This is a genomic window from Streptomyces roseofulvus (genome assembly GCF_039534915.1).
Classification (GTDB): Bacteria; Actinomycetota; Actinomycetes; order Streptomycetales; family Streptomycetaceae; genus Streptomyces; species Streptomyces roseofulvus.
Genome location: NZ_BAAAWE010000001.1, coordinates 3,071,791 through 3,098,266, shown reverse-complemented (window position 1 = coordinate 3,098,266; position 26,476 = coordinate 3,071,791). Strand labels below are relative to the sequence as shown.

Sequence of the window (26,476 nt, the reverse complement as noted above, 5' to 3'; positions counted from 1 at the left end):
TGTCGCATCCGGCACCGACAACGCGGGTGCGTTCCGGCCCGGGGACACCGGGAGTTCGCGCCCGGGCCGCCTGCGCGATGATGAGGAGACCCGCCCCATCCGCGTCACACCTTCTGGAGAGCCCCGCCCATGGCACCGCGCATCCTGCTCGCCCGTCACGGCCAGACCGAGTGGTCGCTCCTCGGCCGCCACACGGGCAGGACCGACATCCCGCTGCTCGACGAGGGCCGGCGCGGCGCCAAGCTGCTCGGCGAGCGGCTGCACCGGGGCCCCTGGCAGGGGCTGCCCGGCGTGGAGGTGCGCACCAGCCCGCTCGTCCGCGCGCGCGAGACCTGCGACCTGGCCGGATTCGGCGACCGCGCGGAGCCCTGGGACGCCCTGATGGAGTGGGACTACGGCGCCTACGAGGGCCTGACCCCCGCCCAGATCCAGGAGCTGCGCCCGGGGTGGCTGATCTGGCGCGACGGCGTCCCGGACGGCGAGTCGATGGCCGAGCTGTCCGCCCGCGCCGACGAGGTCGTCGCGTGGGCCCGCTCGGCCGACCGGGACGTGCTGGTCTTCGCCCACGGTCACATCCTCCGTTCCATCGGTGCCCGCTGGCTCGGCGAGGACGTCTCCCACGCCGCCCGCATCCGTCTGGACCCGACGAGCCTCTCGGTCCTCGGCTGGGCGTACGGCGCGCCGGCGATCGAGCGCTGGAACGACACGGGGCACCTGGAGGGCTGACCCCGGGCGCTTCACCCACCCGTCAGGATGAGTCGGGTCTCGGCCAGCAGTCCCCGGACCCGCGCCGACGCGATCCCGTCCATCGAGTCCGCCACCCGCCGCGCCTCCGCCTCCGCCTCGTCGCGGCGCCCGGCGCGGGCGAGGTGGCCGGCGAGCTGGGCGCGGTAGAGGGCGAGGTTGCGGGCGAAGCGCGGGTGCTGGAGGACGGTGGCCCGGTACGAGTGGCGGGCGGCGCGGCTCCAGTCGCCGAGGGCGGCCCAGCAGTGCGACTCCAGGGCCTCCAGTTCGGGTTCGCCGAAGAAGGACATCCACTCGGGGTCCTGTTCGGCGTGGCCACGGCCGAAGTGGTCGTGGGCGCGGCCGAGGCACTCCTCCGCGGAGGACCTGTCGCCGAGCCCGGCCCAGGCGGCGGCCTCGCGCAGCGAGAGCAGGGCGAGCAGCCGGGGGGAGGCGAGCGGCGCGGCGGCCCGCAGTCCGGCCTGGGCGGCGCGGACGGCCTCGCGGTAGCGGCCGGTGTCGCGGGCGAGGAAGGAGGTGTTGCAGAAGGCGTGCGCCTCCAGGGCCGCGTTCCCGGAGACCCGGGCGGTGGCGAGGGCCTCGGCGTAGTGGGAGCGGGCGTCCTCGTGGCGGCCCGAGTCGTGGGCGAGCCAGCCGACGGAGAGCGACAGCTCGCCGGCGCCGGCGAGCAGCCGGTCCTCGGTGGAGCGGCGGGCCGCGGTGCCCCCGTCGAGCAGCGCGTAGGCGGTGCGGAGGGGCTGGGCGGCGACCTTGTAGAGCCCGTCGGCGCCGTGCCGGTCGTCGAGCAGGCGGATGCGCCGTACGGCGTCCTCGACGGCGAGGACCTCGGCCTCGCCGATGCGGTGGGTGCCGCGGGGGCTGGGGATCGCGGCGGCGGTCGGGCCGAGTCCCCAGGAGGCGGCCGCCAGGGTGGCGGTGCCGCTCGTCATGAATGCGCGACGCAGCACGTCGCTCTCCTCATCGTTCCGGGTCGGGAGGGCGGGGGGCCCCGAGGCCCCGGCCGGGGCGGCCTGCCGTCGGCCGCGTACCGCCTCCCGTGCGGAGAAACCCAGGTCGGCAAGGGTCAGCCCGGGGAACATGTGCAGGAAGACCCGCTCGTACGCGTAGTTCGGGCAGCGGATCTCGCCCGCCTCCACGCGCCCGATGTAGCGGGCGTCGCACGCGACCTGTTCGCCGATCTCCCGCGCCGCCCGGCGGACCGAGGCGGCGAACTCCGCCGGGGAGTGCTGCCCGCGGAGCCGTCGGAAGGCGAGATTGGGAACTGCCCGTGACATGGCCATGGCCGAGCCCTCTCCTGGTGCTGCCGGGTGTTCCGGCGGCATGAACGTACCTGCTGTGACCGGATGCGTACGCTGAGTTTGGCTACAAATCGGATATCTCGCCTGCGATCTGCCATGAACTGCCATCCTTTGCGGCGGCGTGCCGCCGTAGCCGTTGACGCGCACGGGCGTTGAACCGTATGGGAGAGACGGAACGTGTCTCCTTCCGGGAAGCGAGGAGGGGTCCATGTCCGAGAACGCCGCGCCTTTCGAGACGACCGTGACGACCGCGACGCCCACGGCGACCGTGCCGGCCACGCCCGCCGCCGGCCCCGAGGAGCCCTGCGACCTGGTGACCGTGCCCGCGCGGCAGGGCCTGGAGGCCGTCGACATCCTCCGCCGCCGCGGCGCCCCCGCCGTCGGGCCCGTGCTGCACGACGGCGCCTGCGACACCCTCGGCTTCCTCGTCCCGCCCGGCACCGCCGCCGCCTGGGACCTCCCCGGCAGCGCCTGCACCCGCACCTCCGGCCGCGGCCTGCGCCTCCCCGAACTCCCCGAACTCCCCGAGCTCCCCGAGCCCGCCGGCGACGCCCCCCGCCCGGCCGGCTGGCTGCTGCCGCCCGGCGACACCGGACCGGTCACCGACCCCGCCGTCCTGCGCCGCGCCCTCGGCGAGGCCGCCCGCCTCATCGAGGCGGCCGACGGCTGTCACTGAACCACCCGCCCGGATCCGTCCGATAATGGGCGGATGGCCAGGAACAAGCAGCGCGAGCGGGCGGCGGCCGACGCCGTCTCCGAGACCGTCGACGGCGGGCTCGCCGAACTCATACCCGACCGCGACCGCCCCCGCGCCTGGACGCTGCTCCTCGACGGCGCCCCCCAGTCCCACGTGGACCTCGACGACCCCGCCGCGCTCACCTTCGAGTACCAGCGCCGGCTCGGCCACGTCGCCGACCTCGCCGCCCCGCCCGGCCGCCCCCTCCAGGCCGTGCACCTCGGCGGCGGCGCCCTCACCCTCGCCCGGTACGTCGCCGCGACCCGTCCCCGCTCCACCCAGCAGGTCGTCGAGATCGACGAACCCCTCGTCCGCCTGGTCCGCCGCGCGCTGCCGCTCGACCCAGGCGCCCGCATCCGGGTCCGCGCGACCGACGCCCGCGCCGGGCTCGCCAAGGTCCCGGACGGCTGGGCCGACCTGATCATCGCGGACGTCTTCCGCGGCGCCCGCACCCCCGCCCACCTCACCAGCACCGAGTTCCTGGACGAGGTGCGGCGCGCGCTGCGGCCCGGAGGCACGTACGCCGCCAACCTCGCCGACGGCCCGCCGCTCGCCCACCTCCGCGGCCAGATCGCCACCGCCGCCGCCGTCTTCCCCGAACTGGCCCTGATCGCCGACCCGACCGTGCTCCGCGGCCGCCGCTTCGGGAACGCGGTCCTCGTCGCCTCCGACCGCGAGCTGCCCGTCGCCGACCTGACCCGCCGGGTCGCCACCGACCCGCACCCCGGCCGCGTCGAACACGGCCGTCCGCTGGCCGACTTCACCGGCGGCGCGGCCCCGGTCACCGACGCCACCGCCAAGGCGTCCCCCGCCCCGCCGCCGTCCGTCTTCCGCTAGGCCGTCTCTTCCGGATCATGCCGGGCTCGCGGCGTCTGGCACGCACGCTCGCGGCGTTGTCGTCGGTCGCCGACTCCCCCAGCTACCGCTGGGAGGTGCCCCCACCGCGTCGGCTCCCTCCTCCGCCTTGCGAGCGCACGCACCAGACGCCGCTCCCTGATCCGGCCTGATCCGAAAGAAACGACCTAGGCCTGGTTCACGCGGTCGTCGATCTCCACCCGCGGGGCCGAGTCGTGCCAGAGGCAGAAGACCGAGATCTCGCGGTCGCCCTGGGTGAAGGTCACCCGGATCCACGACGGCTGCTTCCACACCTGCATCCGCCAGCCCGCGGCCGGGACCGCCGAGACCAGTTCGGCGGACGTCCCGCCGAGGTCGAACGTCACCCTGCCGCCGTCGGACGGATAGCTCTTCACCTGCGAGGACGACCCCGAGGGGACGGGCGGAGCCGAGGTCGCCGCCGGGGTGGTCCGGGGCGGGCCGGCCGGCCGGGTGGACGTCGGGGCCGTCGGCGCGGGCGCGGACGGCGGGGGAGCGGTCGCCCGGGGCGTGGCCGCCGGGCGGCTGGTCGAGGCCGTCACCGGCTCGCCGATGGCGGTCTCCACGGGCACGGGACCGTCCGGGGTGCCGACCGGCAGCGGCAGGGCGCGCGGCGGGTCGTAGACCGTGCCGGACAGCACCGTGTGCACTCCCCACCAGGAGAGCGTGACCGCCGCGCCGGTGGCGAGCGACCAGGCCAGGGCGTGAACGAGTCCTCTTCGCATCCGGGCCATAGTGCACCACGCCCGGCGGGCGCGGACCGGAAGGCGGGGAGTGACCGAGGCGTCCCCCGAATGGCGTACGGTGCCGCCCATGGCAAGTGTGCTCGTGGTCGAGGACGACCAGTTCGTGCGCTCCGCCCTCATCCGGCAGCTGACGGAAGCCTCCTACACGGTACGGAGCGTCGGCACCGCCCTGGAGGCGCTGCGCGAGGTCGCCCATTTCCGCTTCGACGTGGTCGTGCTGGACCTCGGACTGCCCGACCTGGACGGGTCCGAGGCGCTGAAGATGCTGCGCGGCCTCACCGACGTACCGGTGATCATCGCCACCGCCCGGGACGACGAGGCGGAGATCGTCCGGCTGCTGCACGCCGGCGCCGACGACTACCTCGTCAAGCCGTTCTCCGTCGAGCACCTCACCGCCCGGATGGCCGCCGTGCTCCGCCGCGCCCGGGCCGTCTCCGGGGAGCCCGCGCCGCCGACGGAGCTGCGCGTCGGCGGACTCGCGATCGACCCGCTGCGCCGCCAGGCCGAACTCGACGGCGTCCCCCTCGACCTGACCCGCCGCGAGTTCGACCTGCTCGCCTTCCTCGCCGGCCGGCCCGGCGTCGTCGTCCCGCGCAGGGAACTGCTCGCCGAGGTGTGGCAGCAGGCGTACGGGGACGACCAGACCATCGACGTCCACCTGTCCTGGCTGCGGCGGAAGCTGGGCGAGACGGCCGCCCGGCCCCGCTACCTCCACACCCTGCGCGGCGTCGGCGTGAAGCTGGAACCGCCCCGGGAGCAGCAGCCGTGAGACGGGAGCGGCAGCCGTGAGATGGGCGCTCGTGAAGGTGTCGCTGGCCGTCACCGCCATGGTCGTCATCGCCTTCGCCGTCCCCCTCGGCCTCGTCGTCAAGGAGATGGCCCGCGACCGGGCCTTCTCCAACGCCGAGCGGCGGTCGTCCGGGCTCGCCCCGGTCCTCGCGATCACCACCGACCGGGTGGAGCTGGAGAAGGCGATCGCCTCCACCGAGGACGGCGCCGCCGGCCGGCTCGCCGTGCACCTCCCGCCCGACGGCCCCGACGGTGAGGCCCTGGAGATCGGCACCCGCCGGGCCGACCCCGGCGAGCTGACCGCCACCCGCACCCTCGGCCGCGCCTCCATCGCCGAGGTGCCCGGCGGCTACGCCCTGCTCCAGCCCACCGCGCTCAGCTCCGGCCAGGTCGCCGTCGTCGAACTCTTCGTCCCCGAGGCCGAGGTCACCAACGGCGTCGCCACCGCCTGGCTCGTCCTCGCCGGCGTCGGCGTCGCCCTGATCGTCGGCTCCCTCGCCGTCGCCGACCGGCTCGGCGTCCGCATGGTCCGCCCCGCCCAGCGCCTCGCCCGCGCGGCCCACGAGCTCGGCGAGGGCCGGCTCGGCGTCCGGGTCGCCGAGGAGGGCCCGCCCGAACTCAAGTCGGCGGCCGTCGCCTTCAACTCCATGGCCGACCAGGTCGTCCAGCTCCTCGCCAACGAGCGCGAGCTCGCCGCCGACCTCTCCCACCGGCTCCGCACCCCGCTCACCGTGCTCCGCCTCAACGCCGCCTCGCTCGGCTCAGGGCCCGCCGCCGACCAGACCCGGGCCGCCGTCGAGCAGCTGGAACGCGAGGTGGACACCATCATCCGCACCGCCCGCGAGGCGAAGCCCCAGACCACCGCGCCGACCGGACCCGGCGCCGGCTGCGACGCGGCCGAAGTGGTCCGCGAGCGCATGGAGTTCTGGTCCGCGCTCGCCGAGGACGAGGGGCGGCTCGTCCGCCTCGCCGGGGTGGAGCGTCCGGTACGCATCCCGGTGGCGCGCCCCGAACTCGTCGCCGCCCTCGACGCCCTGCTCGGCAACGTCTTCCGGCACACCCCGGAGGGCACCGCCTTCTCCGTCGACGTCCACAACGGCGAGGACGCGGTCATCGTCCTCGTCTCGGACGCGGGGCCCGGCATCGCCGACCCGGACGCGGCGCTCGCCCGCGGCAACAGCGGCACCCGCGCCGGCTCCACCGGCCTCGGCCTCGACATCGCGCGCCGCATGGCCGAGGCCACCGGCGGCGACGTCCGGATCGGCCGCTCGGTCCTCGGCGGCACCGAGGTGCGCATCTGGATCGGGCTCGGCGGACACGGCCCCGGCGGCGCCGAGGGCCGCCGTTCGCACCGCCCGGCCCGCCGCCGCAAGGCCCCGCGGCGCTGAACCTTTGCCCGTGGTGATGGCTCCCTTAAGCGGAGCCTAAGAATCCCAACCCGGGTCCGTCATAAGGCAATTGTCCGTTCTCCCGGCGCTAGCGTGCTGCCCGCACCCCCACCGCACCCCGCATCCCCCCGCACCACGGAGGCAGCACCCATGGGCAGCAACGCGCACCGGCGCAGGACCAGCGGCCGTACGAAGGCCGTCGGGGCGGTCGTCGCGGCCGCGATCACCGGGGGCACGGTCTTCGCCCTCACCGGCACCGCCCAGGCCGCCGCCGTCGGCGCCGCCTACACCCGGACCTCCTCCTGGACCGGCGGCTACACCGGCCAGTACGTGATCACCAACGAGACCTCCGCCGCCCAGACCGACTGGACGCTGGAGTTCGACCTGCCCGCCGGGACCACCATCGGCTCCCTGTGGAACGGCGACCACACCGTCTCCGGCCGGCACGTCACCGTGAAGCCCGCGAGCTGGAACCGGCAGCTCGCCCCCGGCCAGTCCGTCACCGTCGGCTTCGTGACCTCGGCGGCCGGACAGGCCGGGGACCCCTCCGGCTGCCTCATCAACGAGGTCGCCTGCTCGGCCGGCGGACCCGCCCCCACCCCCAGCGGCCGCCCCACCGACCAGCCCACCGCGACCGCGAGCCCCCGGCCCACCGCGACCGCCACCACGAGTCCCCGGCCGACCCCCACGGCCACGGCGACCGCGACGGCCACCACACCCCCCGCCCCCACCCCGACCCCGACCACGGCGCCGCCCACCGCGCCGCCCACCACCGCACCCCCGACCACCCCGCCGACCGCCGCCGCCAAGTACGCCCCGTACGTCGACACCTCGCTCTACCCCGCGTACGACCTGCTCGCCACCGCCGACGCCACCGGGGTGAAGGAGTTCAACCTCGCCTTCATCACCTCCGGCGGCTCCTGCGCCCCGCTGTGGGGCGGCGTCACCGACCTCGGATCCGACAAGGTGGCCGCCCAGATCGGCGCCCTGCGCGCCAAGGGCGGCGACGTGCGGGTCTCCTTCGGCGGCGCCGCCGGCCACGAGCTGGCGCTGAACTGCGCGACCGCCGCCGACCTGGCGAAGGCGTACGGCAAGGTCGTCGACCAGTACCGGCTCACCAAGGTCGACTTCGACGTGGAGGGCGCCGCCCTCCCCGACACCGCCGCCAACACCCGCCGCGCCCAGGCCATCGCCCAGCTGCAGAAGAGCCACCCCGGCCTGAACGTCTCCTTCACCCTGCCGGTGATGCCCGAGGGCCTGACCCAGCCCGGGGTGAGCCTGCTCGCCGACGCGAAGAAGAACGGCGTCCGGATCGACGCGGTCAACATCATGGCGATGGACTACGGCCCCGCCTACAGCGGCGACATGGGCACCTACGCGATCCAGGCCGCGACGGCGACCCAGGCCCAGCTCAAGGGCGTCCTCGGGCTCTCCGACGCGGCCGCCTGGAAGACCGTCGCGATCACCCCCATGATCGGCGTGAACGACGTGGTCAGCGAGGTCTTCAGGGTCGACGACGCCACCCAGCTGGTCGACTTCGCCCGCTCCAAGGGGATCGGCTGGCTGTCGATGTGGTCCTCGACCCGCGACAAGCAGTGCGCGGCCGGCGCCGTGAACCACGCCGACGCCACCTGCTCCTCGATCCTCCAGCAGCCGCTCGCCTTCACGAAGGCGTTCGCCGCCTACCGATAGGCCGCCCCGTCCCCCCACACCGCGTGCCCCGGCCGGAGACACCCCACCCCCGGCCGGGGCACGCTCCCCTCTTCCCGGGGCGCGCTACGCGTTCTTCCACTCCTCGGAGTAGTCGTCGAAGATCGCCCGCAGATGGTGACCGATCTTCAGGTAGTCGAGGTCGTCCAGGTTGGCGAGGGAGACCCGGACCGACCATTCGGGGCCGTCGAAGCCGCCGCCGTTGAGGAGGACGACGCCGGTCTGCTCGGCGAGCCGGAACAGCGGGTCGACGGGCTCGTAGTTCTTCTCCAGGAAGTCGGCGAAGTCCTTCCCGTGGACCCGCTCGGCCTCGGCGAGGAGGTCCAGCTCGATGTAGTAGCCGGCCCGCTGGTCGTCCTCGGCGATCTTCATCTGGGCGCCTTCGAGCAGCAGGTCGAGGCGCTGCTTCACGATGGCCCGCAGCCGCTCCTTGTACTCCTGGCCCTCCGGCAGCATGTCGAAGAGGGAGAAGAGGGTCATCATGACCTGCTGCGGCAGCGACAGGCCGGCGGTGTGGTTGAGGGCCACCTGCCGGGAGTCCGCGACCAGCCGGTCGATGAACCGGATCTTCTCCGGCTCCAGGCTCAGGCTCCCGTACCGCTTGCGCAGCCGCTCCCGCTCGGCCGCCGGGAGTTCGGCGATCATCCGGTCGATGACGTTGTCGTCGTGGAGGCCGATGACGCCGAGCCGCCAGCCGGTGGCGCCGTAGTGCTTCGAGTACGAGTAGACGAGCAGGGTGTTGTGCGGCAGGTCGGCGGCGATGGAGCGGAAGCCGGGGACGAAGGTGCCGTAGACGTCGTCGGTGACGACGACCAGGTTCGGGTTCTTCTCGGCCACGATCCGCCGGAGCTGGTCCGCCACCCGCCGGCTCAGCGCCAGGGAGGGCGGGTTGGACGGGTTGACCAGGCAGACCAGCTTGACCGAGGGGTCCTCCAGCTTGGCGACCTCCTCCGTCGGGTAGCGCCACTCGCGGACGCCGGTCTCGGCGAAGAGCGAGGCGTTGACGTGCACGACGTCGAACTCGTACGTGTCCAGCTCGGGGATCTCGATGTACGGGGTGAAAACCGGAACCATCAGGGCGATCCGGTCCCCCTTCTTCAGGATCCCGTTCTTCATCAGCGAGTCGAAGACGTAGCACATGGCGGCGGTGCCGCCCTCGGTGGCGAAGTAGGAGACGTTCCCGGCGGGCGGGCGGCGGTCGAACAGCTCGTCGTCGACGTAGCCGCGGACGATCTGCTCGGTGTGGACGAGGATCCGGTCCGGCACCGGGTAGTTGTCGCCGATCGAGCTGTCGGTGAGCTCGTGGACGAAGGCGTCCTTGTCGAAGCCGAAGCGCTCGACGGCGTACTCGACCGACTTGCGCAGCATCTCGATGCCGGGCAGGTCCGGGTGCTGCCGCACGAAGGCGTCGAAGCGGGCGCCGGAGCCCTTGAGTTCGGGCATGCCGCCGAGGTCGTCGGCGGTCCACACCCGGCGGGACTCGGAGAGCGCGAAGTAGCCGAGGGCGTGGAACGCCTCGCGGGGGCCGGTGGCGGTCCAGTTCGGGTTGCCGCGGCCCGCGTTGAGCATCTGGACCGAGGACTTGTCCTTCTGGCCCGGCTGGTCGGCCTGGGCGGTCCTGGCCAGGGTGATGAACTTGTCCTTCAGCTCGAACGGCGAGAGCTGCGCGAAGGACTTGATCTCCTCGCGGGTGAACGTGGTCCTGGGCATGGCGCGTCCTTACGTACGGTGGTCAGTGGTTGAGGATGACGATCACGGCGCCCCAGATGGTCAGCAGCACGTTGCCCACCGCGTAGGGGATCGTGTAGCCGAGCGTGGGGATCTGGGACCGGGACTGTTCGTTGATGGCGCCGATCGCCGCGGTCGTGGTCTGGCCGCCGGCCAGCACGCCCATCAGGATCGGGAAGCGGATCTTCTGGACGTAGTGGCCGACGAGGAAGCCGACGACCAGCGGGACGAGGGTGGCGACCGCGCCCCACAGGAGCAGCCCCCAGCCGGCCGTGGAGAGGCCGCTGGTGAAGCTCGGACCGGCGTTGATGCCGACGACGGCGACGAAGGCGCACAGCCCGAAGGTGTCCATGAACCACTGGGCGCCCGGCGGCACGTTCCCGTACGTCGGGTACTTGCCGCGGATCCAGCCGAAGACCAGGCCCATGATCAGCGCGCCGCCGGAGGTCGACAGCGAGATCGGCACGCCGGAGACGGTGAGCGCCGGGATGCCGAGGCAGCCGCCGAGGAAGACGCCGAGGCCGACCCAGAGCATGTCGGTGGCGAAGGAGGTCGGCACCGGCTTGCCGATCGCCTTCCCCGCCGGGTCCACGAGCCGCTTCGGGCCGGTCAGGATCACGGTGTCGCCGCGCTCCAGCCGGGTCGAGAGCCGGTAGGGGAACTCGGCGCCGGAGCGGTAGATCCGGTCGATGTAGACGCCGACCATGAAGGGCTCGCGGCGCAGCTCGGCGACGGTCCTGCCGAGCTGTTCCTTGTTCGAGGCGACCACGTGCAGCGACTCGGTCTCGTAGCCGAGCAGTTCGACGTCGTCGGTCTCGGCGCCGATGTGGGTGCGGGCGTCGAAGTCGACGAGGGAGCCGCGCAGCGCGGAGACGGCGACGGTGTCGCCGGCCCGGAGCACGGTCGCCTGGTCGTGGGGGAGGACCGTGCCGTCGCGCCGCACCCGGGTGATGTAGATGCGGTGGCCGAGCTCCTTCTGCTGGTTCTCGAAGTCGTCGATGGTGCGGCCGACCAGGTCGGGGCGCTGGATCGTGTACGCGCGGAGCACGACCTCGTAGTAGCCCTCGGCGAGGTCGGGGTCGTCGCCGGGGGCGTCCAGCTCCTTGGCGAGCGCGGCGGACTCGGCGGCCAGGTCCCGCCGGTAGAGGCGGGGGAGGACGTTGGCGAGGAGGATGGCGCAGAGGATGGTGCCGAGCGGATAGGTCACCGCGTAGCCGATGGCGACCAGGTTCTCCTCCGTCTTCGCCTGGTCGGCGGAGAGGCCGGGGAGGTTGCCGATGGCGTCCTGGGCGACGCCGATGACGGCGGACTGGGTGAGCGCGCCGCCGAGCAGGCCGGCCGAGAGGCCGGGGCCGTACCCGAGCATCACGGCGAAGCCCCAGGAGACCAGCAGGCCGGTGACGCAGACGATGAGCGCGTTGACGACCTGCGGCAGCCCGTCCTTCTTCAGGCCGCGGAAGAACTGGGGGCCGACCTTGTAGCCGAGGGCGAAGAGGAAGAGGGTGAAGAAGAGGTTCTTCACCGTGGCGTCGATGGTGATCTTGAACTGGGCGCCGAGCAGCAGGCCCGCGACCAGACAGCCGGTGACGGCGCCGAGCGCGATCGCCCGGTAGCGCAGCTTCCCGAAGAGGAAGCCGAGGGCGACGGTGAGGAAGACCAGCAGTTCGGGGTGGGGCTGGAAGATGTTCCGGTTCAGGAAGTCGATCATGGAGGGGGTGGCCGCCTCTCAGGCTCCGAGGATGCCGACCAGCAGGGGGCCGGTCAGGGGGAGCAGGAAGTTGGAGAGGGTGTACGTGATCGTGTAGCCGAGCATCGGGACCGAGCTCTGCGCGACCTGGGTGATCGAGGTGATCGCCGGCGTCGAGCACTGCTGGCCCGCGATGGCGCCGATCAGCAGCGGTTTCTCGATCTTCAGCAGCTTGCGGCCGACGATCAGCGAGATCGTCGCCGGGACCAGGACCATGGCGATGCCCGCGAACGGCAGCAGCGCCCCGTACTCCTTGAGCAGCGGTCCCGCCTGCGGGCCCGAGACGAGGCCGGTGCAGGCGATGAAGATGGCCAGGCCCATGTCCTTCAGGGTGGTGGCGGCCTGCGGGGGGAAGGCGCCGAAGGTCTGGGTGCGGGAGCGGAACCAGCCGAAGAGCAGGCCGGAGATCAGGCAGCCGCCGCCGGTGCCCAGCGACATCGGCACGTCGCCGAACGTCACCACGACCTGTCCGAGGAGTGAGCCGGCGGAGATGCCGAGGCCGAGGTAGATGAAGTCGGTGGCGTCGTTCCTGACGATCGAGCCGACCTTGGAGGCGAGCCGGCCGAGCGAGGCGCGGGCGCCCACCAGGGTGAGCACGTCACCGCGGTGGACGACGGTCTCCGGGGTGGCGGGCAGATGCGCCTCGTTGCGCAGCACGTCCGTGACGTAGACGCCGCCGGAGGCGATCTCCGGGTGCTCGGTGGTCAGCTGGTCGAGGGACTTGCCGTCCGCCGTCCGGTCGGTGAGCGAGACCTGGGTGGTGGCGAGCGGGGTGTCGAGGCCCGGGACCGCCGGGGTCTCGGGGCCGATCAGCCGGCCCGCCTCGATGATGTTGGCCCGCCGGCCGACCGCGAGGACGAGGTCGGAGAGGGTCAGCTCGAAGCCGGGCGGCGGAGGGGTGAGGATTTCGCTGCCCCGCTTCACCGCCTCGACGGTGACCCGGTTGCCGAACTGCCGCTCCAGGTCGGACACCTTGGCGCCGTCGGCGAGGGTGACGAGGAAGGTGCGGCCGACCATGCCGGGCAGCGCCACCCGCTCGTCGTCCTCCAGGCTGCCGCCGGAGCCCCGCATCCGCTCCCACAGCGCGCGGGAGGCGTCGCGGAGGTTGATCCGCAGCAGCATCGGCATGATCTGGCTGGTGTAGATCACGATGGTGACGAGGCCGAAGAGGTAGCAGACCGTGTACGCGGTGGCCACATGGCCCTGGTACTGGGTGATCTGCTCCTGGGTCAGGTCGGACAGCTGGCCGATGGCCTCGGTGGCGGTGCCGACGACCGCGGACTCGGTGGCGGCGCCGGCCAGGATGCCGGCGGCGGTGCCGACGTCCAGGTCGAACGCCTCGGCGAGGCCGAGGGCGATGCCGACGACGCAGACGACCTCGATCAGGCAGAGGGTGAAGAAGCGCAGGCTCTTGCGGTTGAGGTTGGCGAAGAACTGGGGTCCGGCCAGATAGCCGAGCGAGAAGATGAAGAGCGCGAAGAAGATCGTCTTGACGTCGTCGGAGACGGTGACCTTCGCCCAGGCGCCCATGAGCAGCGAGACGATCAGCGTCCCGCAGATGCCGCCGAGCGTGATCGGTCCCACCCGGAGCTTGCCGAGCAGATAGCCGGCGGCGAGGCAGAGGAAGAGGGCGAGTTCGGGATGGTCGCGCAGGACTCCCATCCGGCCTCACCCCACCCACATGGTGCAATAACCATTCAAGTCGGACATAAAGGGACGCTAGCAGTGGCGGAACCGCAAAGGATCACCGCCACGCCCGTCCGGGTGAACACCCCCCGGCCGCCCGGCTCACCCCTTCACGGCGCCCCGCATCACCCCGCCCACGATCTGCCGCCCGAACAGCGCCAGCACCACCAGCAGCGGCAGCGTCCCCAGCAGCGCCCCCGCCATCACCACCGACGTGTCCGGCACATAGCCCCGCCCCAGCCCGGTCAGCGCCACCTGCACCGTCGGGCTGCCCGTCTGGGTGAGCGCCAGCACCGGCCAGAAGAAGTCGTTCCAGGCCGCCACGAACGACAGCATCCCCAGCACCGCCATCGCCGGCCGCGCCGCGGGCAGCACCAGGTGCCACACCACCCGCAGCGTCCCCGCCCCGTCCATCCGCGCCGCCTCCAGAAGCTCCGGCGGCAGCGCCCGCAGCAGGTGCTGGCGCATGTAGAAGACCCCGAAGGCGGAGACCAGCGAGGGCAGCACCACCGCCTGGAGCCGGTCCGTCCACCCCAGCCGGGCGATCAGCAGATAGAGCGGGACGACCCCGAGCTGCGGCGGGATCAGCATCGTCGCCCCCACCAGGAGCAGCAGCGGCCCCCGGAAGCGGAACCGCAGCCGGGCGAAGGCGAACCCGGCCAGCGTCGAGAAGAGCACCGTCCCGGCCGCCACCGACCCCGCCACCACGGCGGTGTTGGCCAGCGCCTCGCCCATCGCGCCCTCGTCCCAGGCCACCGACAGGTTCCGCGCCAGGTTCCGCCCGAACCAGAACGGCGGCGGGCTCTCCGCGAGCCGCCCGCTCGTCCGCGAGGCCGCGACCGCCGTCCACAGCAGCGGGAAGACGGACACCATCGTGAACAGGGCGAGGAGCAGATACGTCCCCCACCCCGCCCGCTCGTACGACTCCGAGCCCGCCCGTCCCGTCACCGCCGCACGCCCTTCCCGCGGACGAGCCGCACCACCCCGAACAGCACCACCAGGAGCAGCAGCATCGCCCAGGCGATCGCCGCCGCCCGCCCCAGGTGGAGGTTCACCCAGCCCTGCTCGTACAGATAGAGACCCAGCGTCTGGTACTGGTGGTCGGCGCCGCCCGAGGCGCCCGCCCCGCTGCTGAAGAGCAGCGGCTCGCCGAAGAGCTGCACCGCGCCGATCACCGACACCAGCCCCGTGAACGCCAGCGCCGGCCGCAGCCCCGGCAGCGTCACGTGCCAGAACCGCCGCCACCGCGAGGCCCCGTCCAGCGCCGCCGCCTCGTACAGCTCGGGCGGGATCGTCTGCATCGCCGCCAGGTAGATCAGCGCGTTGTAGCCGGTCCAGCGCCAGATCACGATCGACGCCACCGCGCACTTCGAGGCCCACGGCCCGTTCTGCCAGTCCACCGGATCCAGCCCGACCAGCCCGACCGCCCAGTTCACCATCCCCTGGTCGCGCCCGTAGAACAGGGCGAAGACCAGCGTCGCCGCCGCCACCGAGGTCGCGTACGGGGCGAGCGCCGCCACCCGGAAGAAGAGCCGCCCGCGCAGCCGGGCGTCGAGCAGATGGGCCGCGCCGAGCGCGAGCAGCAGCTGCGGGACGGTCGCGAGCACCCCGATCAGCACCGTGTTCGCCAGCGCGTTCCAGAAGAACTCGTCGGTGAGCAGCCGGGCGTAGTTGTGCGCGCCCACCCACTCCCGCGCCTCCGGCGCCGTCAGCTCCACCCGGAACAGCGAGGTCCACGCCGTCGCCGCCAGCGGGAACAGCCCGAAGGCCCCGAACAGCAGGAAGAAGGGGGCGATCAGCACGTACGGCGCCGCGCGCGACCGCAGCCGGCCGAGCCGCTCCCGCCGCGCGGCCCCCGGCCGCCCCGGGGCGCCCGGCCCGGTCAGCGGCAGGGCCCGCGCCACGAGCTCCGCCGTGCCGCTGCTCACGGTCCTCCGCCCCTCCGGCCCACTGCCCCGGCTCCCCACCCCGGCCCCGGCCACCCCGCCGGCCCCGGCCGTCACGTCCTCCGCCATCCCGTCCACCTCACCGGTCCAGCGCGTTGTCGATGGCCTTCATCGCCGCCCGCCAGGCGGACTCCGGCGAGCGGCCGGTCTGGTCGACCTGGAGCATCCCGGTGTCGGACAGGATCTGGTTCACCAGGCCGTCCTTCGGCCCGACCGGCGCGACCGGCACCCCCATGGCCGCCGCCGAGTAGATCCGGCCCACCGGCGCGTCGCCGAAGTACGGATGCCGTGCCTCCCGCACCTGCGGCAGGCCGAAGGCGGCCTCGGCGCTGGGGAAGCTGCCGCGCCGCTCGAAGAGCACCGCCTGCTGCTCCGGCGCGGTCAGCCAGGCCGCCAGCGCGGCCGCCTCCTCGACGTGCCGCCCGGCCGCCGGGACGACCAGGAAGGAGCCGCCCCAGTTCCCCGGCCGGGGCGCCTCGGCGATCTCCCACTTCCCCTGGCCGGCCGGGCCGCCCTTGTCCTGGATGTAGCCGAGCATCCAGGCGGGGCAGGCGATCGAGGCGAACCGCCCGTGCGCGAAGCCCTGGTCCCAGTCGGGGGTGAACTGCTGGAGGCGGGCGGTGAGTCCGTGCTCGGCGAACTCCGCGCCGAGGTCCCAGGCGGCCCGTACGGCGGGGTTGTCGGCCACCACGAGCCGTCCCTCGGCGTCGTAGTAGCGCGGATTCGCGCCGGAGATCACGGCGGCCATCACGCCGGACGCGGAGTCGGTGAACGCCACCCCCTCGGGTGCCCGTGCGGCGAACCGCCGCCCGGTCTCCAGGTACGCGCGCCAGTCGCCGGCCCACAGCCGGCCGACCTCCTCCCGGTCGGTGGGCAGTCCGGCGGCGGCGAAGTGGTCCTTGCGGTAGCAGACGGCCAGCGGCCCGATGTCGGTGCCGAGTCCGAGCACCCGCCCGTCCGCGGTCCGCGCCTGGGCCCACTTCCAGGGCAGGAAGTCGTCCTCGCGCACGCCGGGCGCGTGCGCCAGGTCGGCCAGCCGGTCCGCCTGGGTGTCGACGACCTCGGCGATGTTGCCGACCTCGACGGCCTGGATGTCGGCGAGCCCGGCGCCGGCCGTGAGGTGGGTGAGCAGCTGCGGGTAGTAGACGTCGGCGCGGGCGAGCGAGGTCTGCCGGATCGCGACGTCCGGGTGGAGCCGCATGTACGTGTCGTAGAGCCCGGCCTCCTTGAGCCCGAAGGTCCCGTAGACGCCGACGGTGAGCGTCACCGGGCGTCCCGAGCCGTCCACGGCCTCGCCGGAGCCGGCGGCCGGCGGCACGGGCGGGTCGGTGGCGCACCCGCCGAGCAGGGCGGCGGCGAGCAGCAGGGCGAGGGCCCGCCGACGCCGGCCCCGTGGTCGTGTCGCGGTCCTCCACCCCATGGACCCCGACCGTAGGCGTCGGGGGCGGGGCGGCCGGCGGGGCGGCGCCGGGGGCCGGGTCCGGCTCACCCGATCGGCCGATCGGCGGCGGCTTCGTCCCGGCCCGGTCTTCGACCGGAGCGAGAAGAACGTGCTCCTGGGGGAACGCGGAAACGACCGAGGCCCCGGTTCTTCCGAACCGGGGCCTCGGCCATCAGGGTGAGTAACGGGACTCGAACCCGCGACATCCTGGACCACAACCAGGTGCTCTACCAGCTGAGCTATACCCACCACGACCGGCGGTTTTCCCGAAGGTTTCCCCGACCGGCCGAGAAGAAGTCTACAGGGTTCCGAGGGGTGCTCGCGCACACGTTTTCCCCGGGTGCGCGAGCGAGCCCTCCCGGGGCCTTACTCCGCGGGGACGACGTGCCGGGCGGCGATCGCCTTGGCGGTCTCCGAGTCCGGACCGGGCTGCGGCACGAAGACGGCCTCCCGGTAGTAGCGCAGCTCGGCGATGGACTCCCGGATGTCGGCGAGCGCCCGGTGGTTGCCGTTCTTCTCCGGACTGTTGAAGTACGCCCTCGGGTACCAGCGGCGCGCCAGCTCCTTGACCGAGGACACATCGACGATCCGGTAGTGCAGGTGACTCTCCAGGGCGGGCATGTCCCGGGCGAGGAAGCCGCGGTCGGTGGAGACCGAGTTCCCGCACAGCGGGGCCTTGCCGGGCTCCTTCACGTGCTCGCGGATGTACGCGAGGACCTGGGCCTCCGCGTCGGCCAGCGTGGTGCCGCCGGGCAGCGCGTCGAGCAGACCGGAGGCCGTGTGCATCTGGCGCACGATCTCCGGCATGGTCTCCAGGGCGCGGTCCGGAGGGCGGATCACGATGTCCACGCCTTCGCCGAGCACGTTCAGTTCCGAGTCGGTGACCAGCGCGGCCACCTCGATGAGTGCGTCGTCCGTCAGCGAGAGCCCGGTCATCTCGCAGTCGATCCACACCATGCGATCGTTCATGCGTCCTACCTTAGGCGGCGATCCCGGGGGAGAGCCGCCCCCGTGCACCCCGGGGAAGCCCGGCGGAGGTCCCCGACCGGCCCCGGGACGCCCCGGGGAAGGTCCGGGTACGGCGACGGGCGCCCGGGGGTGGTGTCCCCGGGCGCCCGTCGGTACCGCGGTGCGCCGCTTGTGGCGGCGGTCCTTCGGCGCCGGTGGCGCGGGCGGCCTCCGTCAGGTCGGCGCCCCCGCCGGGCCGGCGCCGGCGGCTACGGAGCGCTGCGCTGACCCGGCAGCGCGGCCCGGCCCGGCGAGTACGCGTCGCCCTGCGGCTTGCCCGGCTCCAGCGGCGCCCCGGGGCGACGGATTCCCGCCCCCACCTGCGCGGGCACCACCGGCTCCAGGACCGCCGTCGCCGTCTCGCTCTGCGGCCGCCGGGCCCGGTACGCCGCCCGGTAGGCCGCCGGCGAGGAGCCGAGCTGCCGCCGGAAGTGGCCGCGCAGCGCCACCGGCGAGCGGAAGCCGCAGCGCCCCGCGACCTCGTCCACCGAGTAGTCCGAGGTCTCCAGGAGCCGCTGCGCCTGGAGCACCCGCTGGGTGATCAGCCACTGGAGCGGCGCGGAGCCGGTCAGCGAGCGGAAGCGGCGGTCGAAGGTCCGCCGCGACATGTACGCACGGGCCGCCAGGGTCTCCACGTCGAACTGCTCGTGGAGGTGCTCCAACGCCCAGGCCACGACCTCGGCGAGCGGGTCGGAGCCGATCTCCTCGGGTAAAGACCTGTCGAGGTAGCGCTCCTGACCGCCGCTGCGCCGCGGCGGGACGACCAGCCGGCGCGCCAGCGCGCCCGCGGCCTCGGTGCCGTGGTCGGTCCGCACGATGTGCAGACACAGATCGATTCCGGCCGCGGTGCCGGCGGAGGTCAGCACGTCCCCGTCGTCGACGAAGAGCTCCCGCGGGTCCACGTGGACCGACGGATAGCGCTTGGCGAGCGTCGGCGCGTACATCCAGTGCGTGGTCGCCGGGCGGCCGTCGAGCAGGCCGGCCGCGGCGAGGACGAACGCCCCGGTGCACAGGCCGACGATCCTGGCCCCCTCCTCGTGCGCCCGGCGGAGCGCTTCGAGCGCCTCCGGCGGCGGCGGCGAGGTGATCGAACGCCAGGCGGGGACGACGACCGTCCCGGCCCGTCCGATCGCCTCCAGGCCGTACGGCGCGGTGAGTTCGAGCCCGCCCGTGGTCCGCAGGGGGCCGTCCTCACCGGCGCAGACGAGCAGCCGGTAGCGCGGCACGCCGGCGTCCTGCCGGTCGATGCCGAACACGGAGAGCGGGATGGAGCTCTCGAAGATGGGGCCGCCGCTGAACAGCAGCACCGCGACGACTTCGCGACGGCGGCGCCCGGACAGCTTCCGTGCGACCTCCGGTGCGGCGGAGTCCTGGCTCATGGCGCTAAGCCCCCCTCGGTGTTCGCGTCTCCCTGGTCGTGTCGCTGTGCCACGTTTCCCCTCGGTTTTGCACGAGACCCCAGTCTTCGGTACCCATGATCGAATCTACTGTGTCCTGTGGCGCCGGCGTGACAACTTCTCCATCCGGCACATTGTCGACAAGGCCACTTGGCGTGAAGCGATCGATCCTCGGGTGATCGGCCGGAGGGACCCCCGAAGGGGCTCCGGGGTGACGAAGTGGCCGTACGCGACGGGTGCGGCCCTGTGGTGCAGGGCTTTTCCGGGGGAGCGGGCAGAGGCTGGCGTACCGTTTCGGCAAGGACGCGCCGAGAACTTCAAGTTGGCTGAAAACATATGGGATCGGCTGTGCGAACCTGTCAACTCGACGGGGGTCGCGGGCGTCCCGCTCAGCCCCGGCGGCGCCCTCCGGCGCGCGTGCCGGCCGACGCGCCCTCGGCGCGCAGCCCCCGTTCCGCCCGGCGCAGCAGCAGCCGGCACGCGGCCGTCACCGCCGCGAGCCCGAGCGCGGCTCCGCCGGCCCCGCCCAGCGAGGTGCCGAAGGCGACGAGCACCAGCGGGACGAGGGCGCAGCAGAAGACGGCCCACCGGACCACGTCGTCGGCCGGGCCCCCGCCGGCCGCCGCCCGTTCCCTCCCCGCGTCCCCCCGCGCATCCGCCCACGGCCCGGCCGGTCCGCCCCTCTCCGGGGCGGCGGGGGCCGCCGGGCCCGGCACCCGGGCGCGGTGGCGGGAGCGGGCGGAGGGGGTGGGGGCGGGGGTGGACGGTACGGGCACGGGCGGTCTCCCTGCGGCGGTGATCCGGACCTGAGGGGAACGAGGAACGGAACGCTCCGGTCACTCTGAGCGACGCCCGTTCGGCCCTGGAGGCGGCGGCGCAGGGACGCCTGTAGGGCACATCCGGCATTGCCAGATGGTGAACCCTTCGTGCATCCTCCGGAGGACACCGCGCGCGCCGAGCCGCGCACGGGCGGTCAGCACGCCGGGTGCGGCACGGCGGGCCCTGGGCAGGAGAGGAGTGTCGCCGTACCCTTGGGGGTATGGGGTTGGGAAGATGATTCCCGGACACAGCTCCGCCGCCACCCGTTGTTCCGCTCCCCTCCACCGTCCCTTCCCACGAGGACTTCCCTAGCCGAGACACCGATGGCCGGTCACGAATTCCCCGAACCCGCGGACCGCAAGCGCGTCGCCGACTCCACGGTCGACCCCCTCGCGGTGGAACAGCCACGCCACGCCTGCGACCCGGCCTTCCGGCACGGGGTGGTCGTCGGCTTCGACGGCTCCACGTCCAGCGAGCGCGCCCTCGCGTACGCCATCGGCATGGCCCGGCGCTCCGGCTCCGGCCTGATCATCGTGCACGTCGCCAACCGGCTCCCCACCACCGTGTGGGCCGGCTGCGAGCCGCCCGTCTTCGTCGACGTCCCGGACCACCGCACCGAGGTGCTCGGTCTGGAGCTGGCCTGCGCCGACCACCTCTCCGAGGTGCCGTGGATCCTGGTGGAGCGCGGCGGGGACATCTGCCACGAGCTGGAGGAGGTCGGCCGCGAGTACTCGGCCGACGCGATCGTGGTCGGCTCGACGCACGGCATCGTCGGGCGGATCTTCGGCTCGGTGGCCGGCCGGCTCGCGCGGCGCGCGCAGCGGCCCGTGATCGTCATCCCCTGACGCCGCCCCGGCCCCGTCCGTCCCACCCGCCTTTCCCCGACTCTCCCTCAACTCCCTTGCGGCGGCGATAATTTCTGCCCGCCTCAGGTGATTTGTGCGCTTGTGAAGGGTAGCTAAAGAGCACCGGAACACAGCAGCTCACGCGGCATCACCGCTCGTTCGAAGGGAGCCCCACGTGAACAAGGACGTCGCGTCGGGGAACGGCACCTCCACGCTCGGAAACCTCGCACTCGGACTGACCCTCCTGGCCTTCGGCCTGGGCGGCACCGGTGTGATCGACAACGTCGCGGCAGCCGATGCCGCGGGCCTCGCCACCTGGGTCGGCGGCGTGGCGCTCTTCCTGGTCGGCCTGCTCGCCCTGCGTGCGGGCAGCACCGGCGACGGCACGGCCTTCACGGCGCTCGGCGCCTTCTGGTTCACCTGGGGGACCGGAGTCGGCGGCGGGGCCTCGGCGGACGCGGTCGGACTCTTCCTGCTCCTGTGGGCGCTGCTGGCGCTCACGCTGACGCTGGCCGCCTCCGGCGGCGGGCTCTTCGGGCAGGGCGTCTACGGCCTGCTGTTCCTCGCCCTGCTGCTCTCGGGCATCGCCGCGCTGGCGGGCAACGAGGGCCTGGGCAAGGCGGGCGGCTGGGTGGCCGCGCTGGCGGGCCTCGCGGCCTGGTACGGCGCCACGGCGGCCGTCGCCGGCTGGCCGGCCCTGGGCCGCGCGAACAGCGGCAGCACGGCGGCGGCGGCGTAACCCTGCGGGGTCCGTACCCCCCACGTAGGACCGGCGAACCGGGCCCCGGAAAAGCAGAACGGCCCCTCCACGCTCCTGGGAAGCGTGGAGGGGCCGTTCTTCGTGTCCGGTCGGTTCGCCGGGGGACAGGCCCGGCGTACGGCTCCGGGGGACAGGCCCGGGGCCGCGGCGTGCTCGGCGGGTGACAGGTCCCGCCGGGCGACTACTCGACCGTGACGGACTTGGCCAGGTTGCGCGGCTTGTCGATGTCGCGGCCCATGGCGAGGGCGGTGTGGTACGCGAAGAGCTGGAGCGGGATGCCCATGAGGATCGGGTCGAGCTCGTCCTCGTTCTTCGGGACCACGATGGTGTGGTCGGCCTTCTCCTGCGGCTGGTGCGCGACCGCGAGGATGCGGCCGGAGCGGGCCTTGATCTCCTCCAGCGCGGCGCGGTTCTTCTCCAGCAGGTCGTCGTCGGGGACGATCGCGACCGTCGGCAGCGCCGGCTCGATGAGCGCGAGCGGGCCGTGCTTCAGCTCGGAGGCCGGGTACGCCTCGGCGTGGATGTAGGAGATCTCCTTCAGCTTGAGGGAGGCCTCCAGGGCGACGGGGTAGCCCCGGACGCGGCCGATGAACATCATCGACTGGGCGCCGGCGTACTCGGTGGCGAGGCGCTTGATCTCGTCCTCGTCCTTGAGGATCTCCTCGATCTGCGCGGGCAGCTTGCGCAGGCCCTCGATGATCCGCTTGCCGTCGGTGACGGACAGGTCGCGGATGCGGCCGAGGTGGAGGGCGAGCAGCGCGAAGGCGACCACCGTGTTGGTGAAGCACTTGGTGGAGACGACGCAGACCTCGGGGCCGGCGTGGACGTAGACGCCGCCGTCGGCCTCGCGGGCGATGGCGGAGCCGACCACGTTGACCACGCCGAGGACGCGGGCGCCCTTGCGCTTGAGCTCCTGGACGGCGGCGAGCACGTCGTAGGTCTCACCGGACTGGGAGACGGCGATGTACAGCGTGTCGGGGTCCACGACCGGGTTGCGGTAGCGGAACTCGGAGGCCGGCTCGGCGTCGGCCGGGATGCGGGCCATGCCCTCGATGAGGGAGGCGCCGATCAGACCGGCGTGGTACGAGGTGCCGCAGCCGAGGATCTTGATGCGGCGGATGGTGCGGGCCTCGCGCGGGTCGAGGTTGAGGCCGCCGAGGTGCACGGTGGAGAAGCGGTCGTCGATCCGGCCGCGCAGCACGCGGTCGACCGCGTCGGGCTGCTCGGAGATCTCCTTGTGCATGTACGTGTCGTGGCCGCCCATGTCGTAGGAGGCGGCCTCCCACTCGACGGTCTCGGGCGTCGCGGTGGTGGACGCGCCGGCGACCGTGTAGGTGCGGAAGTCGTCGGCCTTGAGGGTGGCCATCTCGCCGTCGTCGAGGGTGACGACCTGGCGGGTGTGGGCGATGAGCGCGGCCACGTCGGAGGCGACCAGCATCTCCTTCTCGCCGATGCCGAGGATGACCGGGGAGCCGTTGCGGGCGACGACGATGCGGTCGTTGAAGTCGGCGTGCATCACGGCGATGCCGTAGGTGCCCTCGATGACCTTGAGCGCGTCGCGGACCTTGTCTTCCAGGGTCTCGGCCTGGGAGCGGGCGACGAGGTGGGTGATGACCTCGGTGTCGGTCTCGGAGGCGAAGACGACGCCGTCGGCCTCCAGCTTGGCGCGGAGCTCCTGGGCGTTGTCGACGATGCCGTTGTGGACGACCGCGACCTTGTTCTCGGGGTCCAGGTGGGGGTGCGAGTTGTGGTCGCTGGGCGCGCCGTGGGTGGCCCAGCGGGTGTGCGCGATGCCGGTGGTGCCGGAGAAGCGCTTGGGGACGCGGGCTTCCAGGTCACGGACCCGGCCCTTGGCCTTGACCATCTTCAGCGCCGCGCTCTTCGGGCTGTTGATGACCATGCCGGCGGAGTCGTAACCGCGGTACTCCAGGCGGGCCAGGCCCTCAAGGAGCAGCGGCGCCACGTCGCGCTTACCGATGTAACCGACAATTCCGCACATAAAGGAAACCCCTCCGGTTGGTGATGGTGGTGCTGCTCGGGCCTGGACGGGACCGGGCTAGCCGTAGACGATCCGGCGCAGCTGCCGGAGCGAGAGCTCCGGCGGTGCGACGGCCCGGTGCGGCAGCTCGCCCGCGATCCGTTCGAAGATCTCCGCGTTCACGGCACCGCCGGACTGCAGTTCGCGGTGGCGGCGGCGGACGAACTCCTCGGTCGTCTCGTCGAAGTACGCCAGCACGTCGAGCACCACCCGGGCGGCCTCACCACGCTGGAGCGCGGTGCTGCGCATCAGATGGTCGATGAGGTCGTCATGGGACGGGCGGCGTTCGAGCACCCATGAATACTGAGGGGTACCCCCCGGTTCTCGCAAGAATCCTGCCCGAAATCGGGCAGAGACCGCATGATCATCGGCCCGGATGTGCCTATTGGTCCAGACCTTGACTCTGGGTAGGGGGATGTCACGCAGAGCGACCGGCCCGTGCGCCCGACGCATGCGCGCCGCGATCCACCCCCGCCCGCCGGTCTCGCGAACCCGGCCGGCCTGCGGGCGGTGGCCACGGCGGGGACGCGTGGCGGCTCCGCCTCGGCGGGTGGGCCCGCCGCTTCGACCTGGCGGTGCCTCAAGTGGCCCGGCGTGGAAGTGGACGGGGGCGTGGAGGGGCGGCGGGGTGGCGGCTCGTGCCTGCCGGTGCCGCCGCGACCGCGGGGCGTCCCCGGTGTGTGATCCAGACCTCGCGGGCCCGGCTCTGTCGGTCGGTGTGAGGTTAGGCTAACCTACCCTCGACTTGCCCAGGCCGACCCCGGCACGTATCGAAAGCGATCCCGCCATGCCCAGCAACGCCCGAGCCACCTCCCTCACCCGCCGCGGCATCCTCGCCGCGGGCGGCGCCCTCGGGCTCGGCGCCGTGCTCGCCGCCTGCGGTGACGACAAGAAGAGCACCGGCTCCTCGGCGTCCGCCTCCGCCAAGTCCGGCTCCTGGGAGTTCAAGGACGACCGCGGCCAGACCGTGAAGACCAAGTCGACGCCGAAGAACATCGTCGCCTTCACCGGCACGGCCGCCGCCCTCAAGGACTTCGGCGTCGAGGTCACCGGCGTCTTCGGCCCGACCTACGTCGAGGACCCGAAGACCAAGGCGAAGAAGGCCGACGTCCAGGCCGGCGACCTCGACATCACCAAGGTGAAGGTCATCGGCAACGTCTGGGGCGAGTTCAACATCGAGGAGTACCTCAAGCTCCAGCCCGAGGTCCTCATCACGGACATGTGGGAGAAGGACGCCCTCTGGTACGTGCCGGAGGAGCAGAAGGCCAAGATCCTGAAGATCGCGCCCAGCGTCGCCCTGTGGGCCGCCGGCAAGTCGATGCCGTCCGTCCTCCAGCGCCACGCCGACCTGGCCGCCTCGCTCGGCGCCGACGTGCAGAGCGAGCAGGTCAAGAAGGACAAGGCCCGCTTCGAGGCCGCCGCCGAGCGCCTGCGCAAGGTCGCCCAGGGCAAGAAGGACATCAAGGTTCTCATCGGCTCCGGCGCCCCGGACACCTTCTACGTCTCCACCCCGGTCCGCCCGACCGACACGCTCTTCTTCCAGGAGCTCGGCATCAACCTCGTCGTCCCGACGAAGCTGGACCCGTCCGGCTGGTTCGAGCTCCTCAGCTGGGAGAACGTCGACAAGTACAAGGCCGACGTCATCCTCCTCGACAACCGCACCGGCACCCTCCAGCCGGAGCAGCTGAAGGCCAAGCCCACCTGGGCCGCGCTGCCCGCCGTCAAGGCCGGCCAGGTCTTCCCGCGCGTGACCGAGCCGGTCTACTCCTACGCCAAGTGCGCCCCGCTCCTGGAGGACCTGGCCACCGCCCTGGAGAACGCGAAGAAGGTGTCCTGACCCGATGACGAACGCCGAGACCGCCCCGTTCCAGTTCTTCTCCCTCCAGGTCGACCGGACACGGCGGCTCGGCCCGTCACTGGTCCGCGTCACCTTCACCGGAGCGACCGGCGGGGAGCTGAAGGGCTTCGCCGCCGGCGGGCGCGACCAGTCGCTCTCGCTCTTCCTGCCCCACCCCGGCCAGGAGGCCCCGGTCCTGCCGCCGCTGGACGACCCCGACATGTACGGGATCCTCGGCGCCTGGCGGGCCATGCCCGACGACGTCCGGGCCGTGATGCGCTCGTACACCGTCCGTGCCCAGCGCACGGAGCCGGTGGACGAGATCGACATCGACTTCGCCGTCCACGAGGACGGCGGCCCGGCCTGCCGCTGGGCGCAGCACGCGAAGCGCGGTGACCGGGTGGTCGTGCTCGGCCCGGCGGTCGCCGACAACACCGGTGTCCGCTTCCGGCTGCCGGAGGGCGCCGACTCGGTGCTGATCTGGGCGGACGAGACGGCGCTGCCCGCCGCCTCCGCGATCCTGGAGTGGCTGCCGGCCGAGACCCGTGCCCAGGTCTTCCTCGAAGTGCCGTACTCCGGCGACCGGATGGAGCTCGCCACGGAGGCCGACGCCACGGTCACCTGGCTGGTCCGGGAGGAGGGCGCGCCCTCCGGCCTGGAGGCGATCGCGGGCGCGGAGCTGCCCGGGGAGTCGCCGTACGTGTGGATCGCGGGCGAGTCCGGAGCGGTCAAGGCGCTGCGGCGGCACTTCGTGCGCGAGCGCGGGCTCGACCGGCGCCGGGTGACGTTCGTCGGCTACTGGCGCAAGGGGCTGTCGGAGGACGCCCTGCGCGAGGTGCCGGACGAGACGACACAGGACGCGGAGCGGGACGAGACCGCCTAGGCTCGGGCGCAGCGCTCCCGCTCGTCATCTCACGGCCCCTCAACCTTCATCGGTTGG

At 73.0% G+C, this 26,476-nt stretch carries 23 protein-coding genes and 1 tRNA gene; 10 read left to right on the top strand and 14 right to left on the bottom strand.

Annotation, left to right across the window (positions count from 1 at the left end):
• Positions 1–129 precede the first annotated feature (129 nt).
• A complete protein-coding gene (locus tag ABFY03_RS14240) occupies positions 130–726 on the top strand; it encodes a histidine phosphatase family protein (RefSeq protein WP_319011359.1) in 597 nt (198 codons plus the stop codon).
• A gap of 11 nt (positions 727–737) precedes the next feature.
• Here ABFY03_RS14240 and ABFY03_RS14235 read toward each other — a convergent pair whose 3' ends face one another.
• Entirely contained in the window at positions 738–2,024 is a 1,287-nt protein-coding gene (locus ABFY03_RS14235) for an NsdA family TPR-like regulatory protein (protein ID WP_319011360.1), read from the bottom strand.
• A 226-nt stretch (positions 2,025–2,250) separates the two neighbouring features.
• Here ABFY03_RS14235 and ABFY03_RS14230 point away from each other — a divergent pair, with 226 nt between their 5' ends.
• Together ABFY03_RS14230 and ABFY03_RS14225 are read left to right on the top strand one after the other, a co-directional pair.
• A complete protein-coding gene (locus ABFY03_RS14230; protein WP_346170048.1) occupies positions 2,251–2,718 on the top strand; it encodes a hypothetical protein in 468 nt (155 codons plus the stop codon).
• 33 nt (positions 2,719–2,751) lie between these two features.
• Positions 2,752–3,615, top strand: a complete 864-nt coding sequence (locus ABFY03_RS14225) for a spermidine synthase (protein WP_319011362.1) — start codon at positions 2,752–2,754, stop codon at positions 3,613–3,615.
• Positions 3,616–3,800: 185 nt separating this feature from the next.
• Here ABFY03_RS14225 and ABFY03_RS14220 read toward each other — a convergent pair whose 3' ends face one another.
• The gene (locus tag ABFY03_RS14220; RefSeq protein ID WP_319011363.1) at positions 3,801–4,385 is read right to left on the bottom strand and encodes a hypothetical protein; all 585 of its coding nucleotides are present in this window, start codon (positions 4,383–4,385) and stop codon (positions 3,801–3,803) included.
• Between the two features lie 79 nt (positions 4,386–4,464).
• On the opposite strand from ABFY03_RS14220, the gene ABFY03_RS14215 reads away from it, so the two are divergent.
• The 3 genes from ABFY03_RS14215 to ABFY03_RS14205 all read left to right on the top strand — a co-directional run bounded on the left by ABFY03_RS14215 (position 4,465) and on the right by ABFY03_RS14205 (position 8,266).
• Complete coding sequence (locus ABFY03_RS14215) at positions 4,465–5,166, top strand: response regulator transcription factor (RefSeq protein WP_319011364.1); 702 nt, start codon at positions 4,465–4,467, stop codon at positions 5,164–5,166.
• Positions 5,167–5,182: 16 nt separating this feature from the next.
• The gene (locus tag ABFY03_RS14210) at positions 5,183–6,574 is read left to right on the top strand and encodes a HAMP domain-containing sensor histidine kinase (RefSeq protein ID WP_319011365.1); all 1,392 of its coding nucleotides are present in this window, start codon (positions 5,183–5,185) and stop codon (positions 6,572–6,574) included.
• 150 nt (positions 6,575–6,724) lie between these two features.
• Positions 6,725–8,266 (top strand): cellulose binding domain-containing protein, encoded by a 1,542-nt coding sequence (locus ABFY03_RS14205; RefSeq protein WP_346170047.1) that lies wholly within the window; start codon positions 6,725–6,727, stop codon positions 8,264–8,266.
• An 84-nt stretch (positions 8,267–8,350) separates the two neighbouring features.
• On the opposite strand, the gene ABFY03_RS14200 is transcribed toward ABFY03_RS14205, so the two are convergent.
• The 10 genes from ABFY03_RS14200 to ABFY03_RS37930 all read right to left on the bottom strand — a co-directional run bounded on the left by ABFY03_RS14200 (position 8,351) and on the right by ABFY03_RS37930 (position 20,013).
• A complete protein-coding gene (locus ABFY03_RS14200) occupies positions 8,351–9,994 on the bottom strand; it encodes a bifunctional aspartate transaminase/aspartate 4-decarboxylase (protein ID WP_319011367.1) in 1,644 nt (547 codons plus the stop codon).
• 22 nt (positions 9,995–10,016) lie between these two features.
• Positions 10,017–11,720, bottom strand: a complete 1,704-nt coding sequence (gene aspT, locus ABFY03_RS14195; protein ID WP_319011368.1) for an aspartate-alanine antiporter — start codon at positions 11,718–11,720, stop codon at positions 10,017–10,019.
• Positions 11,721–11,738: 18 nt separating this feature from the next.
• The gene (gene aspT / locus ABFY03_RS14190) at positions 11,739–13,421 is read right to left on the bottom strand and encodes an aspartate-alanine antiporter (RefSeq protein ID WP_319011369.1); all 1,683 of its coding nucleotides are present in this window, start codon (positions 13,419–13,421) and stop codon (positions 11,739–11,741) included.
• A gap of 126 nt (positions 13,422–13,547) precedes the next feature.
• Positions 13,548–14,393: a carbohydrate ABC transporter permease gene (locus tag ABFY03_RS14185; RefSeq protein WP_428838191.1), complete on the bottom strand. Its 846-nt coding sequence runs from the start codon at positions 14,391–14,393 to the stop codon at positions 13,548–13,550.
• The gene (locus tag ABFY03_RS14180; RefSeq protein ID WP_346170046.1) at positions 14,390–15,373 is read right to left on the bottom strand and encodes a carbohydrate ABC transporter permease; all 984 of its coding nucleotides are present in this window, start codon (positions 15,371–15,373) and stop codon (positions 14,390–14,392) included. Before ABFY03_RS14180 ends, ABFY03_RS14185 begins: the two co-directional genes overlap by 4 nt.
• 97 nt (positions 15,374–15,470) lie before the next feature.
• Positions 15,471–16,811 (bottom strand): ABC transporter substrate-binding protein, encoded by a 1,341-nt coding sequence (locus ABFY03_RS14175; protein ID WP_346170045.1) that lies wholly within the window; start codon positions 16,809–16,811, stop codon positions 15,471–15,473.
• Between the two features lie 197 nt (positions 16,812–17,008).
• A tRNA-His gene (locus ABFY03_RS14170) sits at positions 17,009–17,081 on the bottom strand.
• Positions 17,082–17,198: 117 nt separating this feature from the next.
• A complete protein-coding gene (gene orn, locus ABFY03_RS14165; RefSeq protein ID WP_031005797.1) occupies positions 17,199–17,801 on the bottom strand; it encodes an oligoribonuclease in 603 nt (200 codons plus the stop codon).
• Between the two features lie 248 nt (positions 17,802–18,049).
• Positions 18,050–19,219 carry a helix-turn-helix domain-containing protein gene (locus ABFY03_RS14160; protein WP_319011373.1) on the bottom strand — a complete coding sequence of 390 codons (1,170 nt, stop codon included), beginning with the start codon at positions 19,217–19,219 and terminating at the stop codon, positions 18,050–18,052.
• A gap of 407 nt (positions 19,220–19,626) precedes the next feature.
• Positions 19,627–20,013, bottom strand: a complete 387-nt coding sequence (locus ABFY03_RS37930) for a hypothetical protein (protein WP_386723678.1) — start codon at positions 20,011–20,013, stop codon at positions 19,627–19,629.
• 366 nt (positions 20,014–20,379) lie between these two features.
• Between ABFY03_RS37930 and ABFY03_RS14150 the strand changes: the two genes are divergently transcribed.
• Positions 20,380–20,901, top strand: a complete 522-nt coding sequence (locus ABFY03_RS14150; RefSeq protein WP_123452601.1) for a universal stress protein — start codon at positions 20,380–20,382, stop codon at positions 20,899–20,901.
• 175 nt (positions 20,902–21,076) lie between these two features.
• Positions 21,077–21,640 (top strand): GPR1/FUN34/YaaH family transporter, encoded by a 564-nt coding sequence (locus ABFY03_RS14145; RefSeq protein WP_319011374.1) that lies wholly within the window; start codon positions 21,077–21,079, stop codon positions 21,638–21,640.
• Between the two features lie 202 nt (positions 21,641–21,842).
• Here the strand turns inward: ABFY03_RS14145 and glmS are convergent, their stop codons facing one another.
• Positions 21,843–23,660 (bottom strand): glutamine--fructose-6-phosphate transaminase (isomerizing), encoded by a 1,818-nt coding sequence (glmS, locus tag ABFY03_RS14140; RefSeq protein ID WP_319011375.1) that lies wholly within the window; start codon positions 23,658–23,660, stop codon positions 21,843–21,845.
• Between the two features lie 57 nt (positions 23,661–23,717).
• Positions 23,718–23,993 carry a hypothetical protein gene (locus ABFY03_RS14135; RefSeq protein WP_319011376.1) on the bottom strand — a complete coding sequence of 92 codons (276 nt, stop codon included), beginning with the start codon at positions 23,991–23,993 and terminating at the stop codon, positions 23,718–23,720.
• 493 nt (positions 23,994–24,486) lie between these two features.
• Between ABFY03_RS14135 and ABFY03_RS14130 the strand changes: the two genes are divergently transcribed.
• Both ABFY03_RS14130 and ABFY03_RS14125 read left to right on the top strand, forming a co-directional pair.
• Positions 24,487–25,536: an ABC transporter substrate-binding protein gene (locus ABFY03_RS14130; protein ID WP_319011377.1), complete on the top strand. Its 1,050-nt coding sequence runs from the start codon at positions 24,487–24,489 to the stop codon at positions 25,534–25,536.
• A 4-nt stretch (positions 25,537–25,540) separates the two neighbouring features.
• Positions 25,541–26,419: a siderophore-interacting protein gene (locus ABFY03_RS14125; protein ID WP_346170044.1), complete on the top strand. Its 879-nt coding sequence runs from the start codon at positions 25,541–25,543 to the stop codon at positions 26,417–26,419.
• Positions 26,420–26,476 lie beyond the last annotated feature (57 nt).

What these genes read in the sequence shown, in the direction of transcription:
- ABFY03_RS14235 (WP_319011360.1), bottom strand. Translation starts at nt 2,024, where the DNA reads ATGGCCATGTCACGGGCAGTTCCCAATCTCGCCTTCCGACGGCTCCGC.
- ABFY03_RS14225 (WP_319011362.1), top strand. Translation starts at nt 2,752, where the DNA reads ATGGCCAGGAACAAGCAGCGCGAGCGGGCGGCGGCCGACGCCGTCTCC.
- ABFY03_RS14125 (WP_346170044.1), top strand. Translation starts at nt 25,541, where the DNA reads ATGACGAACGCCGAGACCGCCCCGTTCCAGTTCTTCTCCCTCCAGGTC.
- ABFY03_RS14150 (WP_123452601.1), top strand. Translation starts at nt 20,380, where the DNA reads ATGGCCGGTCACGAATTCCCCGAACCCGCGGACCGCAAGCGCGTCGCC.
- ABFY03_RS14240 (WP_319011359.1), top strand. Translation starts at nt 130, where the DNA reads ATGGCACCGCGCATCCTGCTCGCCCGTCACGGCCAGACCGAGTGGTCG.
- ABFY03_RS14160 (WP_319011373.1), bottom strand. Translation starts at nt 19,219, where the DNA reads ATGAGCCAGGACTCCGCCGCACCGGAGGTCGCACGGAAGCTGTCCGGG.
- ABFY03_RS14175 (WP_346170045.1), bottom strand. Translation starts at nt 16,811, where the DNA reads ATGGGGTGGAGGACCGCGACACGACCACGGGGCCGGCGTCGGCGGGCC.
- aspT (WP_319011368.1), bottom strand. Translation starts at nt 11,720, where the DNA reads ATGATCGACTTCCTGAACCGGAACATCTTCCAGCCCCACCCCGAACTG.
- ABFY03_RS14130 (WP_319011377.1), top strand. Translation starts at nt 24,487, where the DNA reads ATGCCCAGCAACGCCCGAGCCACCTCCCTCACCCGCCGCGGCATCCTC.
- glmS (WP_319011375.1), bottom strand. Translation starts at nt 23,660, where the DNA reads ATGTGCGGAATTGTCGGTTACATCGGTAAGCGCGACGTGGCGCCGCTG.
- ABFY03_RS14215 (WP_319011364.1), top strand. Translation starts at nt 4,465, where the DNA reads ATGGCAAGTGTGCTCGTGGTCGAGGACGACCAGTTCGTGCGCTCCGCC.
- orn (WP_031005797.1), bottom strand. Translation starts at nt 17,801, where the DNA reads ATGAACGATCGCATGGTGTGGATCGACTGCGAGATGACCGGGCTCTCG.
- ABFY03_RS14220 (WP_319011363.1), bottom strand. Translation starts at nt 4,385, where the DNA reads ATGGCCCGGATGCGAAGAGGACTCGTTCACGCCCTGGCCTGGTCGCTC.
- ABFY03_RS14205 (WP_346170047.1), top strand. Translation starts at nt 6,725, where the DNA reads ATGGGCAGCAACGCGCACCGGCGCAGGACCAGCGGCCGTACGAAGGCC.
- ABFY03_RS14230 (WP_346170048.1), top strand. Translation starts at nt 2,251, where the DNA reads ATGTCCGAGAACGCCGCGCCTTTCGAGACGACCGTGACGACCGCGACG.
- aspT (WP_319011369.1), bottom strand. Translation starts at nt 13,421, where the DNA reads ATGGGAGTCCTGCGCGACCATCCCGAACTCGCCCTCTTCCTCTGCCTC.
- ABFY03_RS14200 (WP_319011367.1), bottom strand. Translation starts at nt 9,994, where the DNA reads ATGCCCAGGACCACGTTCACCCGCGAGGAGATCAAGTCCTTCGCGCAG.